Source organism: Salinicola sp. NYA28a, assembly GCF_976982775.1.
Genome location: NZ_OZ334582.1, coordinates 3,517,968 through 3,540,449, shown reverse-complemented (window position 1 = coordinate 3,540,449; position 22,482 = coordinate 3,517,968). Strand labels below are relative to the sequence as shown.

General features: G+C 62.7%; 19 protein-coding genes. 15 read left to right on the top strand and 4 right to left on the bottom strand.

The features are described from left to right. Window positions 1-81 precede the first annotated feature (81 nt). Complete coding sequence (locus ACWHY3_RS15940) at window positions 82-849, bottom strand: triose-phosphate isomerase family protein (RefSeq protein WP_448126945.1); 768 nt, start codon at window positions 847-849, stop codon at window positions 82-84. 64 nt (window positions 850-913) lie between these two features. Continuing rightward, on the bottom strand, window positions 914-2,638 hold the full coding sequence (locus ACWHY3_RS15935; protein WP_448126944.1) for a dihydroxyacetone kinase family protein: 1,725 nt from the start codon (window positions 2,636-2,638) through the stop codon (window positions 914-916). A gap of 346 nt (window positions 2,639-2,984) precedes the next feature. On the opposite strand from ACWHY3_RS15935, the gene rpiB reads away from it, so the two are divergent. The 11 genes from rpiB (at window position 2,985) to ACWHY3_RS15880 (ending at window position 14,466) form a co-directional block, all read left to right on the top strand. Next, complete coding sequence (gene rpiB, locus ACWHY3_RS15930; protein ID WP_071231436.1) at window positions 2,985-3,446, top strand: ribose 5-phosphate isomerase B; 462 nt, start codon at window positions 2,985-2,987, stop codon at window positions 3,444-3,446. A 431-nt stretch (window positions 3,447-3,877) separates the two neighbouring features. Then, complete coding sequence (locus ACWHY3_RS15925) at window positions 3,878-4,843, top strand: substrate-binding domain-containing protein (RefSeq protein ID WP_087720191.1); 966 nt, start codon at window positions 3,878-3,880, stop codon at window positions 4,841-4,843. Between the two features lie 116 nt (window positions 4,844-4,959). Then, complete coding sequence (locus tag ACWHY3_RS15920; RefSeq protein ID WP_448126943.1) at window positions 4,960-6,459, top strand: sugar ABC transporter ATP-binding protein; 1,500 nt, start codon at window positions 4,960-4,962, stop codon at window positions 6,457-6,459. Next, the gene (locus ACWHY3_RS15915) at window positions 6,449-7,408 is read left to right on the top strand and encodes an ABC transporter permease (RefSeq protein ID WP_448126942.1); all 960 of its coding nucleotides are present in this window, start codon (window positions 6,449-6,451) and stop codon (window positions 7,406-7,408) included. The genes ACWHY3_RS15920 and ACWHY3_RS15915 overlap by 11 nt, the downstream gene beginning before the upstream one ends. Window positions 7,409-7,489: 81 nt before the next feature. Next, a complete protein-coding gene (locus ACWHY3_RS15910) occupies window positions 7,490-8,239 on the top strand; it encodes a substrate-binding domain-containing protein (protein ID WP_332779482.1) in 750 nt (249 codons plus the stop codon). Window position 8,240: 1 nt separating this feature from the next. Then, the gene (locus ACWHY3_RS15905; RefSeq protein WP_448126941.1) at window positions 8,241-8,459 is read left to right on the top strand and encodes a hypothetical protein; all 219 of its coding nucleotides are present in this window, start codon (window positions 8,241-8,243) and stop codon (window positions 8,457-8,459) included. A 353-nt stretch (window positions 8,460-8,812) separates the two neighbouring features. Continuing rightward, the gene (locus ACWHY3_RS15900; RefSeq protein ID WP_087720194.1) at window positions 8,813-9,925 is read left to right on the top strand and encodes an MDR/zinc-dependent alcohol dehydrogenase-like family protein; all 1,113 of its coding nucleotides are present in this window, start codon (window positions 8,813-8,815) and stop codon (window positions 9,923-9,925) included. 114 nt (window positions 9,926-10,039) lie between these two features. Beyond that, entirely contained in the window at window positions 10,040-10,690 is a 651-nt protein-coding gene (locus ACWHY3_RS15895; RefSeq protein ID WP_303854083.1) for a DUF2291 family protein, read from the top strand. Then, window positions 10,690-12,246, top strand: coding sequence for a sugar ABC transporter ATP-binding protein (locus tag ACWHY3_RS15890; RefSeq protein WP_303854085.1), 1,557 nt, complete (start codon window positions 10,690-10,692; stop codon window positions 12,244-12,246). Before ACWHY3_RS15895 ends, ACWHY3_RS15890 begins: the two co-directional genes overlap by 1 nt. A gap of 34 nt (window positions 12,247-12,280) precedes the next feature. Next, window positions 12,281-13,450: an ABC transporter permease gene (locus ACWHY3_RS15885; protein ID WP_071231428.1), complete on the top strand. Its 1,170-nt coding sequence runs from the start codon at window positions 12,281-12,283 to the stop codon at window positions 13,448-13,450. A gap of 59 nt (window positions 13,451-13,509) precedes the next feature. Further along, window positions 13,510-14,466, top strand: coding sequence for a D-ribose ABC transporter substrate-binding protein (locus ACWHY3_RS15880; protein ID WP_110636849.1), 957 nt, complete (start codon window positions 13,510-13,512; stop codon window positions 14,464-14,466). A 70-nt stretch (window positions 14,467-14,536) separates the two neighbouring features. Here ACWHY3_RS15880 and ACWHY3_RS15875 read toward each other — a convergent pair whose 3' ends face one another. Together ACWHY3_RS15875 and ACWHY3_RS15870 are read right to left on the bottom strand one after the other, a co-directional pair. Then, window positions 14,537-15,340, bottom strand: a complete 804-nt coding sequence (locus tag ACWHY3_RS15875) for a DeoR/GlpR family DNA-binding transcription regulator (protein WP_448126940.1) — start codon at window positions 15,338-15,340, stop codon at window positions 14,537-14,539. A gap of 68 nt (window positions 15,341-15,408) precedes the next feature. Beyond that, window positions 15,409-16,515, bottom strand: coding sequence for an alcohol dehydrogenase catalytic domain-containing protein (locus ACWHY3_RS15870; RefSeq protein ID WP_448126939.1), 1,107 nt, complete (start codon window positions 16,513-16,515; stop codon window positions 15,409-15,411). Window positions 16,516-16,806: 291 nt separating this feature from the next. On the opposite strand from ACWHY3_RS15870, the gene ACWHY3_RS15865 reads away from it, so the two are divergent. From ACWHY3_RS15865 to metK, 4 genes are all read left to right on the top strand, one after another. Continuing rightward, on the top strand, window positions 16,807-18,369 hold the full coding sequence (locus ACWHY3_RS15865; RefSeq protein ID WP_303855479.1) for an FGGY-family carbohydrate kinase: 1,563 nt from the start codon (window positions 16,807-16,809) through the stop codon (window positions 18,367-18,369). Further along, entirely contained in the window at window positions 18,366-20,135 is a 1,770-nt protein-coding gene (locus tag ACWHY3_RS15860; RefSeq protein WP_448126938.1) for a glycerol-3-phosphate dehydrogenase/oxidase, read from the top strand. Before ACWHY3_RS15865 ends, ACWHY3_RS15860 begins: the two co-directional genes overlap by 4 nt. After that, window positions 20,132-20,941 carry a class I fructose-bisphosphate aldolase gene (locus tag ACWHY3_RS15855; RefSeq protein ID WP_303855483.1) on the top strand — a complete coding sequence of 270 codons (810 nt, stop codon included), beginning with the start codon at window positions 20,132-20,134 and terminating at the stop codon, window positions 20,939-20,941. The genes ACWHY3_RS15860 and ACWHY3_RS15855 overlap by 4 nt, the downstream gene beginning before the upstream one ends. Before the next feature lie 215 nt (window positions 20,942-21,156). Further along, entirely contained in the window at window positions 21,157-22,377 is a 1,221-nt protein-coding gene (metK, locus tag ACWHY3_RS15850) for a methionine adenosyltransferase (RefSeq protein ID WP_087720411.1), read from the top strand. Window positions 22,378-22,482: the final 105 nt, after the last annotated feature.

Sequence of the window (22,482 nt, the reverse complement as noted above, 5' to 3'; positions counted from 1 at the left end):
ATCCCCTGGGTTGTCAATGAATGATGGTCGTAGATGGATGATGGTCGTAAATGGATGACGAAGCGAGACGCGATCTGGCGCTCAATTCGACGCAAGCAGCGAGGCTTCGTTCACGATCGCCTCGAATGCGGCTGGATCATGTGCGAACCGCCCCAGAAACAGCCCGTCGACCTGTCCTGCCAGCCGAGTCAACAGGTCGGGGCCGGCACTGCCGCCATAGATCACGCTGGCTGAAGGATGCGCGCCCAGATGCTCGCGCAACCCATGGCAGACTGCCGCAATGTGCGCAAGCGATGCCGGTTCCGCGGCACCGATGGCCCAGTGAGGCTCGTAGGCGATCACCAGTGGCTGTAACCGCTGGGCGGGCGTCGCCAATGACAGTGCCGAATCGATCTGCTCGCGGCAGTCGGCAATGGCATCCAGCGGATCGCCACGCTCAGACTCGCCGATGCAGAGCACCGGTATCAAGTCATGCGCCAGGGCCACCTGGGTCTTGGCGGCGACGATATCGGCATCTTCCCCGAACAGGCGTCGCCGTTCGGCGTGGCCGATCTCGACGTAGCGGCATCCCATTTCGGCCAGCATGGCCCCGCTCACCTCGCCAGTATAAGCACCGTGCGGCGACTGATACAGGTTTTGGCCGCCGACGCCGACGGGCGTACCGGCAAAACACTCGAGGACCGGGGGCAGGGCGGGAAAGCTGGGCAGCACGAACAGCGCCACCCGGCCGTCCTGAACGGCCGGGTGGCGGGAAAGGTTATCGGCGACCTGGTGGCACCAGGTCACCGTCTGGGCGTAGCCGAAATACATCTTGAAGCTGATGCCCAGCGTGATCGGAGGCTTTTCCATGAGGTTCTCGAGTCGCTCCTTGATTCGTCCCTGTTCGTCGCCGCCCGGTGCGCCGGCGTCTCGTTCATCGCCGATCGACGACGGGCTGAATGGCGCCGACGATCAGGGACAGCGAGATCGCCCCTGGATCGGGCGTGCCGAGACTCTTCTCGGCCAGCGGCCGAGCGCGGCCCATCTTCGGCTTCATGTCGGCCGTGGCCTGGGCTGCGGAGGCCGAGGCATCGACCGCCTTGCGCCACGCCTGCGGGAAATCGTCGCCGGCAGCGACGGCCCGTTCGAGCGTCTCGCTGAACGGTACCAGCGCATCGACCAGCGTCTTGTCGCCGAGCCTGGCCTTGCCGAACGTCATGACATCTTCCCTGGCCTTGGTGATCCCCTGTGCATAGCGCGCGGGGGTCGGCTCGTCTTCATCGCCGAGCGCCACGCTCAGGGCGCTGAGCATGACACCCCAGATGGCGCCGGAGGTACCGCCCGCGCGATCCGCCCAGGCTTCTGCCGCCAAGCGTAGCAGAGTGCCGGCGCCAGCGTTGCGGCTGACGGCGTCTTCTGCGGCCAGTTCGGCCGCGACGGCGCCGCGCTGCATGCCGATGCCGTGATCACCGTCTCCGGCGATGGCATCGAGTCGGCCCAGCTCCTCGGCCTTCTGGTCGATGAGCTTGCGCGTGGCGCTCAAGGCCTGGTAAAGGCAGCGGGCGGCGGCGATCGATTCCTCGCTCGCCGGCGGGATGGCATCGGCATCGGGGATGTCCAGCTCGGAAGCATCGATCGGTGGCGCGGCTTCGAGACTGCCCTTGCGATAGGCCGGGGCATCCGCCGGCGCTTTCCACAGCCGTTCCAGCTCCTCATCGAGCCAGAACAGGGTCAGCGAGGCGCCGGCCATGTCGAGACTGGTCACCAGCTCGCCCACTTCCGGCTCGACGATCTCCAGCCCGGCTGCACTCAGCAACTGGTGGACCCGACGATAGACCACGAACAGCTCTTCGTACTTGATCGACCCCAGACCATTGAGCAGTACCGAGGCTCTAGCGCCTTTTACACTGCCGATACCATCGGGAATCTCTTCCATCAGGTGAGAAACGAGCAGTTCCGCCAGCGCATCGGCGGTGGGCACGTCCTGTTCGCTGATGCCCGGCTCGCCGTGGATGCCCAGCCCGACCGCCATCTTGCCCGCTGGCACGTGGAACAGTGCATCCTTCGCCCCCGGCAGCGTACAGCCATCGAAGGCCACTCCCATCGAGCGCGTGCGGAAGTTGGCTGCGCGCGAGACGCGAACGACCTCCTCAAGGGAATAACCGGCCTCGGCCGCTGCCGCCGCGACCTTGAACACGGTCAGGTCACCGGCGATCCCGCGGCGTTTGTGAATCTCTTCCTGGCTGGCGCTGGAAACATCGTCGATGACGGCGACGATTTCGCAGGGGATGCCTTCGCGAATCAGGCGTTCCCGCGCCTGGCCGAAGTGCAGAACGTCACCGGCGTAGTTGCCGAAACTGAGCAGAACCCCGGCGCCGTTGTTGGCTGCCTTGCAGACGTTGTAGACCTGCTGCGCCGACGGCGAGGCGAACAGGTTGCCCATCACCGCGCCGTGGGCCAGGCCCTGGCCGACCAGCCCGGCGAAGGCGGGGTAGTGTCCCGATCCGCCACCGATCACGACTGCCACGGTGCCCGGCTTGCTGCGTGTACTGCGAATGACGCCGCCAGGAACCTGGCAGACGCGCTGCGCGTGCGCCGCGACGAAGCCTTCGGTCGCTTCGTCGACGAAATTCACTGGGTCGTTGTAAAGGCGTGTCATGACCGACGCTCCCACAGGTTGGGTAAATGCCGCGCTGGAAAGTCCCGCTGTGCTTCGACTTTTCAGCTATTGAGTATTTGATCCTTTGATGCACATTTGGTTTGTGTGCGGTATGTCGACCATCATAGCGACGCCAGAAGGCGACGATATGCGACTTTGGTGGGGATGAGGGCGCTCTTTTCGCTAGTGTCGATGCATCCGGGAAGCCGCGATACCGCTCGCTATTACAGCCTTTGGCACCTTTTCGACCGCTTTTCATGCCGCCGAAATGAGCATATGAATAAAATTTGTTCATATGAGCGGAGTGGGTCTATGATGTCGTCGTCGACTGAACAGGAGGCGAGCAATGGCTCAGAAATGGCGGGTAGCGCTGGGGTGTGATGAAGCGGCCTACGAGATGAAGCAGGCGATGATCGAGCATGTCAGGTCGCTGGGGCACGAAGTCGAGGACTTCGGGACCCACGACGCGCAGCCGGTTCTCTATCCGGATATCGCCTTCGAAGTGGCGCAAGCCATTGCCGACGGGCGTTTCGACCGCGGCATCCTGATGTGTGGAACGGGCATCGGCGTGGCGATCTCGGCCAACAAGGTGCCGGGCATCCGAGCGGCCCAGGCGCACGACACCTACTCGGCGGAGCGGGCGCGCAAGAGTAACGATGCGCAGATCGTCACCATGGGCGCGCGTGTGATCGGCATCGAGCTGGCCAAGACGATTGCCGAGACGTTCCTGAGCAGCGAGTTCGACCCAGGCGGGCGGTCACAGCCGAAGGTGGATCGGATCGAGGCTTACGAGCGCGACCATCGCTGATCGGCCGGACCTCGAAAGTCTGTCCTTAAGAAAGGATCGCACGACATGCCGTAGCTGGGCATGTCGTGCATTTTTTTGCGTGGTTGCCCGGTGTCGCCTCGCTCGTGGTGGCGTGTCGGCATGGGTGGTCATCGAGAAATGGGGTTAGGTGGGAGGAGTGGCGCTCGCTGTTCGTTACGGGGAATGTTCATTTGATGACATTGCAGGTCTTTTGATCATCGCGTGCGTTTGCGGTTATGGATAAATTCATGTTGCGTTGATTGTCATTTTCAATAGAAAAAACAGTAAGTTTTTGCCTTATCCTCCCAAAGTCTAGATTGCTTGGTCGGCGCTAAAGACCGTAAATGATCGCTGAAATGCATTGAGCATATGATCTTCATGGATTCATGTGCTGCATAAGCAAAGGGATCATCACTCGAGGAGGCGTCTCCATGAAAATCGTCAGAGCCGGCGTCGTGCTGGCATTCAGCGTACTGTCATCCGCCATGATGGTATCCGCGGCCCAGGCCGAGGGGCCGGGCACAGGAAAAGCCGATAGCTATCGATTTGTCCTGGTGCCCAAGGTGGTGCATCCCTGGTTCGACAAGGTCAACCAGGGCGCCCAGCAGGCCGCGGCGGCCATCGAGGCACAGACCGGCTCCGAGGTCGACATTCAGTACTCGGCGCCACAGAGCGCCAACGTCGCCCAGCAGAACGAAATCATCGAACGCGCCATCTCGACCCGCCCTGACGGCATCATCGTCGACCTGCTCGATCCCAGCGGTAACCGCACGGTGCTGCAGGAAGCGCAGGAGCAGGGAATCCCGGTCACGCTGTTCGATTCGATCAATCCTGAAGGAATGAATCTGACGACGATCGGCAGCGACTTCTGCGAGCAGGCGGAAATGGCGGCCAATCGCCTGGTCGAGTTGCTGGATGGTGAAGGTCAGGTGGCGATCATGATGGGCGTGCCCACGGCCCCCAACCACGCCGAGCGCGCCCGTTGCGCACAGGCGGTCTTCGATTCGCACGACGGTATCGAGGTCGTTGCGACCGGTGTCGACAACGATGACATCAACACGGCGCAGCAGCAGGCCTCCGCCATCATGCAGGCCAATCCCGACCTGGACGGCTGGGTCGCCTCCGACGCGGCGGGGCCGGTGGGGATTGGTCAAGCGATCAAGGAGGCCGACAAGGTCGGCAAGGTCCAGTTGGTGGGCCTCGATGATCTCAGCCAGATGCTGGTACTGATCAAGGAAGGGGTGGCGGATTCGTCGTCCGCTTCACGGCCCACCATGCAGGGCTACTGGTCGGTGATCAACATGTGGCAGTTGGCCACGGGGGCGATCACGCCTAATCACATCGATACCGGCAACGTCATGATCACGCCCGATAACGTCGATTCATTCATGGAGTGATATCGCGAGCCGCTTCTGGTTGCGGCGAGGTGCCGCGTACGGAAGCGGCCGGGTGAATGTATCAGTGTCCGGTAGATGTATCGGTATCAGGTGGATGTATCAGCAGGAGGGCGGCAATGGCGTATCTTCACGTCGACCATGTCAGCAAGATGTACCCCGGGGTCAAGGCGCTGGACGACATCGTGCTCGAAATCGAGATGGGTAAGGTCCACACGCTGGCGGGTGAAAATGGCGCTGGCAAGTCGACTCTGGTCAAGATGCTGACCGGTACCGAGAGACCGTCTCAGGGGCGGGTCATGATCGATGGCCAGGATGCCGCGCATCACGCCTCTCTCTACAAGACCATTGCGTACGTGCCCCAGGAGATCAATCTGTTCGGCAACCTGACCGTTGCCGAGAATCTGTTCATGCCCTTTTCGCGCTCCCACCACGGCGGCTTGCTGTTTCGGCGGCGAGCGCTCGAGCAGGCCGCCAGACCGTGGATCGAGCGTTTCAAAATTGCGGCACAGCCGGGAGACAAGGTTCGACATATCTCGATCTCCGATCAGCAGCTGTTGCAGATCGCGCGCGCCTGCACCAACGAGTCGATGAAGATTCTGATTCTCGACGAGCCGACCTCGTCGTTGACGGAAACCGAAGTGGAGCGTGTCTTTCGCGTCGTACGCGACGTGGTGGCGTCGGGATGCGGGGTGGTGTTCATCTCGCACAAGTTCGACGAAATGTTTGCCATCAGCGACACCATCAGCGTGCTGCGTAACGGGCGCAAGATCGATACGCAGCCCGCCTCGGCGCTGGACGATCGGCAACTGGTGTCGTTGATGTCCGGCCAGGAGGTCAAGACCGATACCCGCCTGCAGCCGGAAGGAGGCAGCGGAGAGGTCATCCTTCAGGCCGAAGGGTTGAGTGGCAAAGGGTTCGAGAATGTCTCCTTCTCGCTGCGCCGGGGCGAAATCCTGGGGTTTGCCGGGTTGGTCGGTGCCGGCCGTTCCGAGGTGATGCAGACGCTGTTTGGCTACCTTCCGGCGCGTGCCGGAACGGCACAGATTCAGGGGCAGGATTGGCCGCTGGGAGACACGTATTATTCCATCCGAAACGGGCTCTTTTATCTTTCCGAGGAGCGCAAGTATCACGGGATCTTTCCGGGGCAGAGCGTGCGTCGCAATATCGGCATGGCGCTGTTTGGCGGCACCGCTCGTGGAGGCATGATCGATGCGCGACGCGAGCGCGAGCGGGTGGCGTCGATCGTGAAGGATTACGACATCAAGACACCCACCATGAACAAGAACATCGCGTTCCTCTCGGGAGGAAACCAGCAGAAAGCCATCATCGGCCGTGCCATGGCCTGCGATCCTCGGGTATTGATCTTCGACGAGCCCACCAAGGGGATCGACATCCGCACCAAGATGGAGATCTATCGGCTGATGAAAGAACTGGCCGAGCGCGGCGTCGGGATCATCCTGGTGTCGTCGGAGATGGATGAACTCCGACGCTGCGCCAATCGCATCATCACCATGTACGAAGGACGAGTCAGTGGTGAATTTCACATCGACCAGGCCAGCGGCAACGCCCTCGTCGGTGCCATCCATGGCCATGAAGGAGGCGGGCATGCTGCGTAAGGCAATGGGATTCATGGTCAGCAATCCGCTCAGCGGCGTCGTCAGCGTGCTGGCGATCATCGTGGTCGCCGCCTCGTTGCTGTCGGAGAACTTTCTCAATAGCTACAACCTGGTGATCATCTCCCGGGCGCTGGCGTTCATCGGCATCATTACCATCGCCCAGTCGATGTTGATGATCCTCGGCGAGCTGGATCTGTCGCTCGGTGCCATCGGCGGCTTCTGCGGGGTCATCGGTGGCATTCTGATGGTGAAAATGGGGCTCGATCCTTGGTTGGCATTTGCGCTGTGTCTGGTCATCGGTGCCATATTTGGGCTGATTAACGGTTTGCTGGTGACGCTGCTTCGTCTGCCATCTCTGGTGCTGACGATCGGGATGGCCGGAGTCTACGGCGGTCTCAATCTGGTCATCACCAAGGGCGTCGCGATTACCGGCATACCAGCCGATATCGGATTTCTTGGCAGCGGAAAATGGCTCGGCCTGCCGATCCCTTTCTGGGTCATGCTGGTATTTCTCGCCGTGGCTTGCTTCATTACGCTGAAGACGCCATTCGGGCGTTACATGTATGCGGTGGGCAGCAACCTTTCGGCGGCCAAGATGCTCGGTATCCGCACCGACCGCGTGCGCGTGGGCGTGTTCGCCTTCGCTGGCTTTCTCGCTGCCCTTGCGGGGATGCTGATGGTCGCCCGATTGGGGTCGGCGCAACCCTCCATCGGCGACTCCTGGGTGCTGGGGCCGATCGCTGCCTCGGTCATTGGCGGGGTGCCTACCACCGGCGGGATCGGTACGCCTCTGGGTGCCATCTTCGGTGCCGCGATCATCGGCATCATCGAGAACATCATCGTATTGCTCGGCATCTCGCCTTACTGGCAGTCGATGGTCAGTGGCGCGATCGTGGTAGTAGCCATCGCGCTCGATTCCATCTCGCGGCGCTATTTCAAGCGGGATTGAAAGGGGCTACAGGTGGAAAGAATCGATTCATCGGAGCGATGACAGGCGAGGCAATTGAAAATGCAAAGAAGAAATGAGTGGTTGAGCACGAAGCGCTACCAAAAAGTGTTGCTGGGAGCGGTCGCTGGCGCCGTGGCGCTTGCAACGGTGCAGGTAGAAGCACAGACGCTAGACCAGAATTTTGACGGCAAGGATCATTACCGCTTCGTGATCGTCCCTAAAGCCGTAGCGCCTTGGTTTGATAGCGTGAACGCTGGCGCAGAACAGGCGGCGCGGATGATCGAGGCGCAGAGCGGCGCCGAGGTGGAAATCGTCTATAGCGCGCCCCAGGAGTCGCAGGTGGCTATCCAGAATCAGATACTCGAACAGGCCATCGCCACTCGGCCGGATGGCATCGCTGTCGACCCCCTGGATGCCAACGCCAATCGTGCCATTCTGCAGGAAGCACTTGATCAGGGAATCAAAGTAGTGATCTTCGACTCGCCGGCACCGGAGGGGCTTGAGGTCAGCAGCGTTGGCAACGATTTTTGCGAGCAGGCTCAGATCGCGTCGCGACGACTGGTTGAACTGTTAGGAGAAGAGGGGCAGGTCGCGATCATGATGGGAACGCCAACCGCGCCCAATCATGCTATCCGTGTGCGTTGCCACCAAGCCGTATTCTCCGAATATCCCGATATTGAGGTCGTCGCTACGGGTATCAACAATGACAGTATCGTACAGGCCCAGAACCAGGCGGCGACAATCATGCAGGCACATCCCGATCTTGATGGCTGGGTTGTCTCCGAAGCGTCCGGTCCTATTGGTATCGGTCAAGCATTGAAAGAGGGGTAAAGTGGGGGAAGTACAACTTGTCGGTCTCGAAAGACTACCGGAAATGTTGCAGCTCGTTGATGAAGGTGTGGCCGATTCTACTGTGGCCAATCGTCCGGAGGCGCAGGGCTACTGGACCGTTCAGGCATTATGGCAACAGGTATTGGATGTCGCTGCGCCGGATTATATGGATACCGGAGTCGATCTGATTACCCGCGATAATTTGGGTGATTTTCAGTGAAATCGTAAAACTCTTTCGCTGTATCGACGGCGCGGCCAAAAGCCGCGCCGTTATTTTTTGATCGAGAAGACGCTCGTGAACGATGCTTGATTGTTCATATGTTCACAATTTGCTCATTTTAACCCCATTTTAATACTTTCAACGTGGCCGTTTCGTCACGAAAGATACGTAAAAACTTTGGTCTTAGCTCTTTGAATATAGGTTTTAAAAATCAATATAAATCAATAATTTATATTTTATTTGCCTAAAGTCTTAGGCCTGATTTATCGCACTTGCATTGATGTCCCTTTGTGTATTGCGCTAAAAACATATGACCGAAGTTTGAACATGTGTTTATCCACGGGAGATCTTCCATGAGCGAGTCCACCGCCACGTCCACGCAAACGGCTTCCACTGGCGATATCCCCAAGACGATGAAGGCGGTGGTCGCCTATGCGCCCGGAGACTATCGCTACGAGGAAGTGCCGGTTCCCGAGATCGATGCCAAGGAGATCCTGATCAAGGTCGAGGGGTGCGGTATCTGCGCCGGTGACATCAAGTCCTACGATGGCGCCCCCAGCTTCTGGGGCGACGAAACGCAGCCGGCCTATATCAAGGCGCCGATGATCCCTGGTCATGAGTTCATCGGCCGGGTGGTGAAGGTCGGTGCCGAGGTCGAGGGATATGCGGTCGGCGACCGCGTGATCTCCGAACAGATCGTGCCGTGCTGGAACTGTCGTTTCTGCGGCCGAGGCCAGTACTGGATGTGCGAGAAGCATGACCTTTACGGCTTCCAGAACAACGTCAACGGCGGCATGGCCGAGTACATGAAGTTCACCAAGGAGGCGATCAACTACCACGTCCCCGAGGAGCTGCCGCTGGAGAAGGCGATCCTGATCGAGCCTTACGCGTGTTCGCTACATGCGGTGCAGCGCGCGAAGATCGAGCTGGGCGACGTGGTGGTGCTTTCTGGCGCCGGCACGCTGGGGCTCGGCATGGTCGGCGCGGCCAAGAAGGCGGGGGCCGAAAAACTGATCGTGCTCGATCTGTTCGACGACCGTCTGGAGCTGGCCAAGAAGTTCGGTGCCGATCTGACGCTCAATCCCAAACGCGACGATGTGGTTTCGATCATCAAGGAGATGACCGAAGGCTACGGCTGCGACGTCTACATCGAGGCGACCGGGCATCCCAAGTCGGTGGAGCAGGGGCTATCGATGATCCGCAAGCTGGGCCGCTTCGTCGAGTTCAGCGTGTTCAAGGATCCGGTCAGCGTCGACTGGAGCATCATCTCCGACCGCAAGGAGCTCGATGTGCTCGGCTCGCACCTCGGCCCTTACTGCTATCCGCTGGTCATCGAGGGCATCCGTAAAGGCGACTTCCCCACCGAAGGCGTCGTCACCCACAAGTTGCCGCTGGAGAAATACGAGGAAGGTTTCGAGCTCATGAAGAACGGTTCGAAGTCACTCAAGATCGTACTGATTCCCTGAGTATGATTCGTGCCAGGCGACGAGCCGTTTCGTCGCCCGGCGAAGACGAGCGGCAGCAGAAGTTTCGTGGCAGAAGTTTCGTGGCAGAGATTTCGCAGAAGAGGGCTCGCAGTGATGAGTGCAACAGTTGCCAGTCGGCCCGCGGCGCCGAAGAAGCTGAAAGGACGTCTGATCATCGGCGCCTGTGTGGTCGTGGTGCTGGCGGCGATGGCCTGGGATACCAAGGTCGTCGAGATTGGCACCGAGGCCGAGCTGGCCGGCGGGTTTTCCGCCGAAACCTATGGCGGAGAGCACTTTCCGGCCATTCGGGACAGCGTCGAGGCGCGTGCCGTCGAGGCCGGCGAGCTGGCGTCCGCCGTTCTCGAGGACTCGTCCGCGGCAGGGCAGAAATATGGCGTTGGCGACAGTTTCGGGCCAGTGGTGCCGGTGACCTTCACCGGGACGTTCGGTGAAGCCCGCTCGGGCATCTATACGGTCGAGGCCGAGGGTGTACCCGACGAGATCACGATCCGTGTGCAGACTGGCCCGGCGATCAACGGCACCGATCTGCGCGATGCCACCGGGGAGATCTCGTTCGGCGAGTTCACCAATCAGATCGAATACCAGAACGCGGGCGCCTCGATCAACGAGGCGATGAAGGCGGCGGTGCTGGCGGACATCGACACGGCCAGCCTGAGCGGCAAGACCGTCAGCGTGACCGGGGTGTTCAAGCTGATCAACCCGAAGAACTGGCTGGTGACGCCGGTCAGCATGGAGGTGCAGTGATGGCTTCCGCTTCGATCCGACCGTCGGCCGCGAGCGAGCCGGGCGAGGACATCGTGCTCTCGGCGCGGGACGTCGCCAAGTCCTTCGGCAGCGTCCATGCGCTCAAGACCGTCAACTTCGACGTCTACCGCGGCCAGGTGACCACGCTGTTCGGCGAGAACGGTGCCGGCAAGTCGACGCTGATGAAGATCCTTTCCGGCGTGATCCAGCCCACGTCTGGCGAGATCCTACTGGAGGGCGAGCCGGTACGCTTCGCCTCGACCACCGATGCCCAGCGGCTGGGCATCTCGATCATCCACCAGGAACTCAGCCTGGCGCCCAATCTCAGCGTTCGCGACAACATCTTCATGGGCCGCGAGCTGAAAGGGCCGATGGGCATCGACTATGCCGAAGAGGCGCGTCAGACCCGCGCCCTGATGGAGGAGCTCGACGAACCGATCGACCCGCTGACGCCGGTGGAGGATCTCCGCCTGGGGCAGCAGCAGATCGTCGAGATCGCCCGCGCGCTGTCGGTGAACTCGCGCATCCTGATCATGGACGAACCGACCTCGGCGCTGTCGGCGACCGAAGTCGAGGTCCTGTTTCGGGTCATTCGCGATCTCAAGAGTCGCGGTGTGTCGATCGTCTATATCTCCCACCATCTGGAAGAGGCGCTGCTCATCACCGATCACGCGGTGGTGCTGCGGGACGGCGTGATGACCGCCTACGCCAGGCGCGCGGACATCGATCTGGAGTGGATCGTGCGCAACATGGTCGGCGAGAACTTCGATCTCGGCTCGCCGCCGACCGGACACACCATGGGCGAGGTGGCGCTGTCGCTCGAGAATGTCAGCGTCGCCGACACGGCCGTGCCGGAGCGGTCGGTGGTCGATCGCCTGTCGCTGGACGTTCGCGCCGGCGAGATCGTCTGCATCTACGGGCTGATGGGCGCTGGGCGGACCGAGCTGCTCGAGTGCGTGGCCGGGCGCGTGCCGCTGAGCGGCGGGCGGGTGCTGCTCGAGGGCGAGGACGCCTCGCACCTGAGCATCGCCGAACGCATTGCCAAGGGCCTGGTGCTGGTGCCCGAAGATCGCCAGCGGGACGGCCTGGTGCAGACCATGTCGGTGGGCGAGAACCTGTCGCTGGCCAGCATCAAGGCGTTCACCCGCTGGCTGTTGACCTCGGGAAGCCGCGAGCGCGGCGTGGTCGACGAGTCGATCGCCAACGTCCATATCAAGACCGATGGTCCCCGAGCCGAGATCGGTTCGCTCTCCGGCGGCAACCAGCAGAAGGTGGTGATCGGCAAGATGCTGGCGACCCATCCCCGCGTGGTGGTGCTGGACGAGCCGAGCCGCGGCATCGACATCGGCGCCAAGGCCGAGGTGTTCAAGCTGCTGGCGGAAGGCGCGTCGAAGCAAGGCCTCGCGGTGATCTTTTCCACCTCCGAAGTCGGCGAATGCCTGAGTATCGCTCACCGTATCGTGGTGATGAGCCGCGGGCGCATCGCGGCCGAGTTCGGTGCCGACGCTTCCAAGGAACAGATCATGGCTGCCTCCGGCGAAGCCGTGGTCGCCTAGCACGTCGGCACTTTTCCTCGAATGGAGTTTTGACATGTCCAAGCACAGCCAAGCGGCAGAGCGCCAACGCGGTGGCTTCGACCTGGGTCGATTGCTGCTGGAAGGGCGCGCCTTCTTCGCCCTGATCGCGATCATCATCATCTTTTCGGCGCTATCGCCGGTCTATTTCTCGACCAACAACTTCCTGACCATGTCGTCCCACGTGGCGATCTTCGGGCTGCTGTCGATCGGCATGCTGCTGGTGATCCTGACCGGCGGTATCGACCTGTCGGTAGGCTCGACCCTGGGCCTGGCGGGGGTCGTGGCCGGCTTTCTGATGCAGGGCGTGACCTTCGACATGTTCGGCGTGACGCTCTATCCGCCGGTGTGGGTCGTGGTCATTCTCACCTGCGCGCTGGGCGCGTTCGTCGGTGCCATCAATGGCGTGCTGATCGCCTACTTCAAGGTGCCGGCCTTCGTCGCCACCCTGGGGCTACTCTATGTCGCTCGCGGCGTGGCGCTGCTGATGACCGACGGTCTGACCTACAACAATCTCGGCGGCAGCCCGGAGCTGGGCAACACCGGCTTCGACTGGCTCGGCTTCAACCGGCTGTTCGGCGTGCCGGTGGGCGTACTGATTCTGGCGGCGGTTGCGGTCGTCACCATTCTGGCGCTGGCGCGGACTCCGTTCGGTCGCTGGGTCTATTCGACCGGGGGCAACGCGCGGGCGGCCGAGCTCTCCGGCGTGCCGGTCAAGCGGGTGCAGGTTTCGGTCTACGTGCTCTCCGGCATCTGCGCGGCGATCGCGGGACTGGTGCTCTCTTCCCAGCTGACCTCCGCCGGCCCCACTGCCGGTACCACCTACGAACTGACCGCCATCGCTGGCGTGGTCATCGGTGGCGCCGCGTTGACCGGCGGCCGCGGCAACGTGCGCGGCACCCTGCTCGGGGCGTTCGTGATCGGGTTTTTGTCCGACGGCCTCGTCATCATTGGCGTCTCCTCCTACTGGCAGACCGTCTTCACCGGCGCGGTGATCGTGCTGGCGGTTCTGCTCAACAGCATTCAGTACAGCGGGCGCAAAAAGCGCGCGACCCAGTCGTCCGAGCCCGAAACGCCTGAACCCAAGGCGCCCGCTTCGCCCACTTCTCCATCCTCGAGCGACGACGCATCCCGCGCGACGCCCGGGGCGGAAAGTAGCGCCGGCAAGCCGGCAACGCAGCATTAACCCGTACGTGTCGATCGACACGGGTTAGAAACACAACCGCAAAAGAAGGGTGATCCATCATGTTCAAGACAGGAAAACGCCTGCTGATCGCAGCCCTCGCCGTCAGTGCGCCGTTGCTCGCCGGAAGCGCCATGGCGCAGGACAAGGGGCTGATCTCGATCATCGTCAACGATACCTCCAACCCCTACTGGTTCACCGAGGGCAAGATTGCCCGCGAGACCGCCGAGGAGCTGGGGTATGAAGCCAACGTCAGCGCCCATAAAGGGGATACCAACGCCGAAAGCCGCCAGATCGACACCGCGATCACCAATCAGGCCAAGGCGATCATTCTCGATCCCGCCAACGCTGATGGCTCCGTCGGGGCGGTACGCAAGGCCGTCGAAGCCGGCATTCCGGTCTTTCTGGTCAACGCCGAAATCAACGAGCAGGGGCTGGCCAAGGCGCAGCTGGTTTCCAACAACGCTCAGGGCGCAGCGCTGGGCGCACAACAGTGGGTTCAGGCCGTCGGTGACTCGGCCAACTACGTCGAGTTGAAGGGCGCACCTTCCGACAACAACGCCGCGACCCGTTCCAACGGCTATGAAACCGTGCTGAGTCAGTACCCGGATCTCAACAAGGTCGGTGAAGATGTTGCCAACTGGGATCGCACCCAGGGCTTCAACAAGATGCAGAGCCTGCTGCAGGCCAACCCGGATATCCAGGGGGTGATCAGTGGCAACGACGAGATGGCGCTGGGTGCGATCGCTGCCCTCAAGGAAGCCGGCAGGCTGGACGACGTGGTGGTCGGTGGCTTCGACGGTTCGCCAGACGCGGTCGAGGCGGTCAAGTCCGGCGAGCTCGCCTATACCGTGCTGCAGCCGGTAGCGATCTTCTCCAAGGCGGCCGTACAGATGGCGGACAAGTTCATTACCACCGGCGAAACCGGTGTGCAGGGCGAGAAGCACCTGTTCGATTGCCTGCTGATCACGCCGGACAACGTCGACAAGTACGTCTCGCCGTTCGTGCTCCAGCAGTAAGACGCGCAACCGTTCGTCGATTCACCGCTGCGGGCTCTGGCTCGCGGCGGTTTTTGGATGGGGGCGCGGATCAGGGCTTGATCAGGCGGTAGCGAATGCCGGCGTCGTCCAGTACCTGCCGATGCCCGGCCGCCAGACCAGCATCGATCAGGACCAGGTCGAACTCGCTCAGATCGGCGAGCCGATGGAGCGCGCTGCTGCCGAACTTGGCGCTGTGGATCAGCAGAATGCGCCGCTCGGCCGCCGCCATCTGGGCGCGCTTGATCTGGGTCACGGCCGGATCCTGAACGTAAGCAGTAGTACCCAGTATTGCCGAAGCCGAAAGAATGGCGACATTGGCGCGCAGATTGACGAGCGTCTGCTCGCACAGCAGGCCGAAGGTGGCGTTGAAACGGGGCTGATAGTCCCCGCCGAGGGTGATCAGCTTGATACCGCCGACGGTCTTGAGCCGGTCGATGCTTTCCAGGCCGTTGGTGATCACGGTCAGCGGCTCCCGCGCCGGCAGCAGCGCGGCCAGCTCGCTGGCGGTGGTGGAGTCGTCCAGCATCACCGCTTCGCCGGGGGCGATCTCCTCCAGCGCCGCGCGGGCCAGCGCCTGCTTCTCCCGGGTCGCGATGTGCGAGCGCAGCGCGAAATTGCTCTCGAACACGCTGGAAGAGCGAGTGGTGACGCCGCCATGCTGCTTGTTGACCATGCCTTGTTCGGCAAGCGTGTCGAGATCGCGGTGTACCGTCATGCGGCTGACGCCGAAACGGTCGGCCAGCTCGTCGACCTGCGCCGAGCCGGCTTGAATGAGGTAGTCCAGCATCGCCTGCCGGCGCGCCGAGGCGCCCTTGATCGCCGGCTGCGGCGCCTGGGTTTCGAACGAGGTCATGGCTCTCCCGAGACGTGAGAAATGAAGACGTAGTCTACCGCGCTGCGGCGATTCGACGGCGCTCGTCGTCAGGCCTCGCTGGTGGTGAGCACGACCTTGATCGAATCGCGCCGGGCGGCGATCTCGAAGCCGCGTTCGAACTCGGCCAGCGGAACGTGGTGCGTCACGATGCCGCGAGTCGTCACCAGGCCCCGGGCCAGCAGGTCGATCGCGACCGGGTAGGTGTGCGGCGAGAGGTGCGAGCCGCGGATATCCAGCTCCTTGCGGTCGCCGATGGTCGACCAGTCGACGGTGGTGGGCTCCTTGAACACGCTGAACTCGACGAAGCGGCCGAGCTTGCGTAGCGATTCCAGGCCCTGGATCACGCCGCTCGATGAACCCGTGGCGTCGATATAGACCTCACAACCGTAGCCGCCGGTGAGCGCGCGGATCTCCTTGGCGATGTCGTCGCGATGCGGATTGAAGCCGTGATCGGCGCCGTAGTCGCGGGCCAGCGCCAGGCGGTCGTCGTGGGTATCGACCAGAACCAGCTGTCTGGGCGTCTTGAGCCTGGCGAGCTGAACCATCGCCAGGCCGATCGGCCCGCCACCAGCGATCACCACGGTATCGTCGAACTGTATCTCGGCCCGATTGACAGCATGGATGCCGCAGGCCAGCGGCTCGAGGAAGGCGGCGTCCTCGACGCTCAGGCGCGGATCGACCGGATGCAGCACCGCGTTGGCCGGCACGCGCAGATATTCCGCCATGCCGCCGTCGGCGACACCGCCCTGGAAGCCGAAGATGTTGTGCACCTCGCACATCCAGTAATGGCCGCGCTGGCAGTAGAAGCACTGCCGGCAGGGCAGGATCTGCTCCGGCACCACGCGCATGCCGAGTTCGACGTTGAAGTGTTCGGCAGCGCCTTCACCGAGCGCGACCACTTCGCCGGCGAATTCGTGGCCGACGATCATCGGTGGCTTCACGAAAGGCGCGAAGCGATCGCCGTCGCCCCAGTACATGGCAGCGCCGTCGCGGCACTTCAGATCGCTCGAACAGATGCCGCAGGCCTGGATTTTGAGGATCAGCTCTCGCGGACCGGGCCGGGGCGTCGGCACACTCTCCAGGCGGTAGTCGCCGGGGCCGCGACAGACCACGGCCTGCATGCTTTCGGGGAATGACGCTCGAGAATCAGGCATTGGAGACTCCGGCGCTGGGTTGGTGGACTGAAACGAATAACGAAGGAGTAGTGAAGAAATAACATCAAAAAGTGACGTACTGCCGTATGACTTTGGTCTCGGATAAGTTTCCTGCTCGGCGGGTAATTTTTAAATCTTTGATTAAATTAGTATTATTTAAAATCAGAAAGATAGTTAACACTAACGTCTAACGACTTTTCGTCACAGAATAATGTTAGAAATGGCCGCGAGTGGCGTTCGTGCAAGCCACCACTGAATGATTCGGCGAAGGCGATCAACGGGGAGGCAGCCATGTCACGCGGTTATCTGCTGGGGCTCGATGGCGGCTCCAGTTCCACCAAGGCGGTGATCTTCGATACCCAGGGCCACGTCGTGGGGATCGGGCGGGAATCTTCCCGGCTCGAGCATCCTCAGGCGCACTGGGTCGAGCGTGACATGAACGCCACCTGGGCGAGCGCGACAGCGGCGATACGCAACGCTCTGGCCGCGGCCAAGCTGGACGGTGACGAAATCCTGGCGGTCGGTGTTACCGGCCATGGCGACGGACTCTATCCGCTCGACCGCAAGGGAGAACCGCTTGGCCAGGCGATCACCTCACTGGATAGCCGCGCGGCGGGTATGGTAGAGCGCTGGTGCCGGGAGGGCGTTCGGGACGAAGCGCTGGCGAGGATCGGGCAGACGCCTTTCGCTTTCTCGCCGGTGACCTTGCTGGCATGGATGCAGGATCATCAGCCGGAACGGTTCGCCGCGCTCGGCCATGTGCTGACCTGCAAGGACTGGCTGCGTTTCAAGCTGACCGGCACGGTGGCGACCGACTTCACCGAGTCCAGCACCGGCTATACCGACGTCGAGACCCAGCGCTACAGCCGTGACGCGCTGTCGATGCTTAGGATCGATGGCGCCTTCGAAGCGCTGCCGGAGGTGCGCATGCCCGACGAGATCGCCGGGCATGTCTGCGAGGCGGCGGCCCGCGAGACCGGCTTGAAAGCGGGAACTCCCGTGGCGACGGGGCTTCACGATGTCACGGCCAGCGCGGTGGGGCTGGGCAACATCGAGTCGGACACGCTGACCATCGCGGCCGGCACCTTCAGCATCAACGAAGTCTTTTCCGACGCGCCGAAGCCCGATCCGCGCTGGGCGACCCGCAACGGCCTGCGCCCGGGCCAATGGCTAAACATGGCGATTTCACCGGCGTCGTCGAGCAATCTCGAATGGTTTCATCGCCAGTGGGGCCGGGCCGGCGATGGCGGCGCCGGGGCCTTTCTCGCCGACATGGAGGCGGCGCTGGACGAGGCGTTCCGGAGCCCGTCGCGCCTGGTCTATCACCCTTTTCTTTACGGTTCGCCCTACGACGAGCCTGCCAGCGCGGGCCTGTTCGGCCTGCAGGGCTGGCATGGTCGCGGCCATGTCCTGCGCGCGATTCTCGAAGGCGTGGTGTTCAATCATCGTGTCCATGTCGATGCGCTGGCGTCGACCTTCGCCATCGATCGCATCCGTATCACCGGCGGCGGCAGCCACTCGCCGCGGCTGGCCCAACTGTTCGCCGATTCGCTCGGCTTGCCGCTGGAAACCTCGCGCATCCAGGAGGCGGCGGCCTGGGGCGCGGCGATCTGCGCGGGCGTCGCGGCCGGTGCGTTCTCGTCGATCGACACCGCCACACGGCTGTGCGAGGTCGATCACCGCTACATACCGGATGCCCATCGCCAGGCCGAGTGTCAGCAAGGCTTCGAGCGTTATGAGCGATTGATCGAGTGCCTGCGTCCGCTGTGGGCGGTGCTCGATGCCGAGGCCTCGTCGGCGGGAGCGTCCGACGCCGAATCCGAATCCAGACCGATGGGGAGAGCCACCCGATGACGGAATCTCTGAATCCAGCCCCGCTGACGCGCCAGCAGACACTGGAACGCCTGCGGGGCGACCCTTCGATCTCGGTGCTGATCATCGGTGCCGGGATCAATGGCGCCGGGCTGTTTCGCGATCTGGCACTGCAGGGGGTCGATACCTTGATCGTCGACAAGCAGGATTTCTGCGCCGGGGCCAGCGCCGCGCCCTCGCGGTTGATCCATGGTGGCCTCAAGTATCTGGAGACCGGCGAGTTCCGGCTGGTGGCGCAATCGACCCGAGAGCGCAACCTGCTGTTGCGCAACGCGCCGCACGTGGTGCATCCGCTGCGTACGGCGATGCCCACGCACAGCTGGTGGGGCGGCATCTGGCCGTCGATCCAGCGCTTCTTTCGGCGTCCGGCGAAGATCGACGACCGCGGCATCCTGATCAGCGAGGTGGGGCTGACGCTCTACGACTTCTTCGGCCGTCACTTTCGCAGCATGCCGCGCCATTCGGTGATGCTGGGTCGCAAGGTGCATCGGTCGCTGCCGGATATTCGGCGCGACGTGCGGGCGCTGCACACCTATTACGACGCGGCGATCAGCCAGGCCGAGCGGCTCGGGTTCGAACTGATCGACGACGGTTGCCGAACCCATCGCGGGGCGATGGCGCTCAATCACGTCAATCTCGTCGGTGCCGATGGCGAAGCGGTCATGTTCGAGGATGAAAAGGGCGGCGCGTTCACGGTGAAGCCGCAACTCATCATCAACGCCGGTGGTGCCTGGATCGACGAGATCAACCGCCAGTTGGGGCGGGAAACGCGGCATATCGGCGGCACCAAGGGCGGACATTTGATCATCGATGTGCCGGCCATCCGGCGCCAGCTCGACGGGCGCATGATCTACTTCGGCACGCCGGACGGACGGATCTGTCTGATCTATCCGTTCATGAACCATGTGCTGGTCGGGGCGACGGACATCCGCTGCACCGAGCCGGACCAGGCCGTCTGCGACGACGACGAGCGCGATTACATGCTCGAGGCGGTGCGCTACCTGTTTCCCGGCGTCGCGATCGGGCCGGAACAGGTGCGCTATCGCTACAGCGGGGTGCGCCCGCTGCCGCGCAGCGATGCCGCCGACCCGGGCCAGATCAGCCGCGATCACGCCATCGTCGAGGATCGTATCCACGACTGGCCGGTGCTGTCGCTGGTGGGCGGCAAGTGGACCACCTTCCGTGGCTTTGCCGAGGAGGTGGCGGATGATGTGCTGGCCAGGCTCGGTCGGCGCCGCGAGATCGATACCCGGCAGTTGGCGATCGGCGGGGGGCGGGATTATCCCCGCGATGCCGCGTCGCGGGAGGCGTGGCTTTCCCGCGTGACGGCGCTCTGCGAGGGCGACCGGCAGCGGGCGATCACGCTGCTGGATCGTTACGGCACGCGGGGCGAAGCGGTGGGGCGGCACTGCGCGAGAATGAGCGCCGAGGGCGTGAATCGGCAGCGTCCGCTCGCCTCGCTTGCCGATTATCGGGTGGGGGAGATCGATTTCGTCTGTCGCTTCGAACGCGTCGAACATCTGGCCGACGTGCTGTTCCGGCGTTTGCCCATCGCGCTCTCCGGCCAGCTCGACAGCGCGGTGATCAACGAGGTTGCGACCCTGTGCGGCGCGGCGCTCGGCTGGGCCGAGACACGCCGCCGCGAGGAGATCGACGCGGTGTACGAGATCGCGACACGCCAGCATGGCGTTACGCTCACATCCGGCCAGGAAAACTCGACAATCTCGACTCAGGAGAGCACGTCATGACGACCGTCTTTTCTTCCAGTGGGTTACGTGTCGGGCGGTTGTTTCGTCGCGATACCGGCCTGAGTTGCATGGTGGCGTTCGACCGCACTTTGCTGGCGGGGCCGGTGGAACATGCGATCGACGCGCGCCGAGCCTGCGAGGCGATCGTCGCGGCCGGGCCGGAGGCGGTGCTGCTGTCGCCGGGCATGCTCAAATCCTGCGGCGACCTGTTCGCCGATAGCCGGGCGCCCAAGGTCGTGCTGCGGATCGACTATCCGATGGTGGGCGACTTCACCCTGGCGGGAGAGGAGCATCATCGCATGATCGCTACACCCGCCCAGGCGCAGGCGATGGGTGCGGACGCAGTGGTGATGTGTCTGATCTCGGGTTACGACGACCCCGGGCGAGAAGCCGACAATCTCGAAGCGGTGGCGGAGGCCGCCCGCCAGTGCGAGGCGATCGGACTGCCGCTGATCGTCGAAGCGGTGGTATGGGGCAGCCGGGAAGGCGGGCGTCTCGATGGCGAGCGGATTGCGCGAGTCGCGAGAATCGCCGTCGAGCTGGGGGCGGATCTGATCAAGGCGCAGTTCACCGGCGAGGCCGAGGACATGCGCGCGCTGGCCGACAGCTGCCCGGTTCCGGTGCTGGTGCTGGGCGGGGCGGCAATGAACGACGACGAGGCCCTGGCAAGCTTCACCCGCAATGCGTTGGACAACGGCGCGCGGGGCGTGATCTTCGGGCGCAATGCCTGGCAGCGGCAGAACGCCACGACCGGCATCGAGCAACTGATCGAGATCGTGCACGGTATGCAGCGCATCCATACGTAAGCGTCCGATAGCGCCGGTCAATCGGCGGCTTAGGTGGCAAAGAATAGGCAGCTAGCGATTCTGTGTGTAGACTTTTATTCCCTGCCCCGGCGCCTTGGGGACAGTGATGTCGTGCGTCGTTTTCATCCGTCCTTCCGACCGGCGGCGCTGCGTATTTTGTCAGGCGGGTCGTGACCGCGAGCCGCAACCAGTGAACGAAGGGATCCCCGTACGCCATGAGCGAATACTCTCTGTTTACCTCCGAATCCGTGTCCGAAGGTCACCCGGACAAGATCGCCGATCAGATTTCCGACGCCGTCCTCGACGCCATCATCGCCCGGGACAAGCAGGCTCGCGTGGCCTGCGAGACGCTGGTGAAGACCGGTGTCGCCATCGTGGCCGGCGAGATCTCCACCACCGCCTGGGTCGATCTGGAAGACTTGGTGCGCAAGGTGATCATGGATATCGGCTACACCTCCTCGGAAGTCGGTTTCGATGGCGAGACCTGCGGCGTGATCAATCTGATCGGCAAGCAGAGCGTCGATATCGCTCAGGGCGTCGATCGCAGCAAGCCCGAAGACCAGGGCGCGGGCGATCAGGGGCTGATGTTCGGCTATGCCACCAACGAGACCGACTCGTTCATGCCGGCGCCGATCCACTATTCGCATCGTCTCGTCGAACGTCAGGCGGAGCTGCGCAAGAACGGCACGCTCTCCTGGCTGCGTCCCGACGCCAAGAGCCAGATCACCTTCACTTATGATGAAAACGGCAAGCCCAATGGCGTCGATGCCGTAGTGCTGTCGACCCAGCACGACCCGGACATCTCCCAGGATGATCTGCGCAAGGCGGTCGAGGATCTGATCATCCGCGACGTGCTGCCGGCGGAGTGGATTCACGACAAGACCCGGTTCCACATCAACCCGACCGGCAAGTTCGTGATCGGTGGCCCGGTGGGCGATTGCGGCCTGACCGGACGCAAGATCATCGTCGATACCTACGGTGGCATGGCGCGCCACGGTGGCGGGGCGTTCTCCGGCAAGGATCCGTCCAAGGTCGACCGCAGTGCCGCCTATGCCGGGCGCTACGTGGCCAAGAACATCGTCGCCGCCGGTCTCGCCGACAAGTGCGAAATCCAGGTCTCCTACGCCATCGGCGTCGCCGAGCCGACTTCGGTCTCGATCAACACCTTCGGCACCGCCAAGGTCAGCGAGGCCAAGATCATCGAGCTGGTGCGCGAGCACTTCGATCTGCGCCCGCACGCCATCACCCGCATGCTCGACCTGCTCCATCCGATGTATCAACTGACCGCCTCCTACGGTCACTTCGGACGCGAGCCGTTCGAACACAGCTACACCTGGACCGACGTCAACGGTGAAACCCAGACCGAAACCTTCACCGCTTTCCCGTGGGAAAAGACGGACAAGGCCGAGACGCTGAAGGCCGCTGCCGGCCTGTGATCGTGGATGCATCGACTCGATCGATGCGCTAGATCGGTCGAAAGACCCGACTGGTCAGTAACGCAAAGCGGACCCGCCATCACGGGTCCGCTTTTTTGGTTGCTC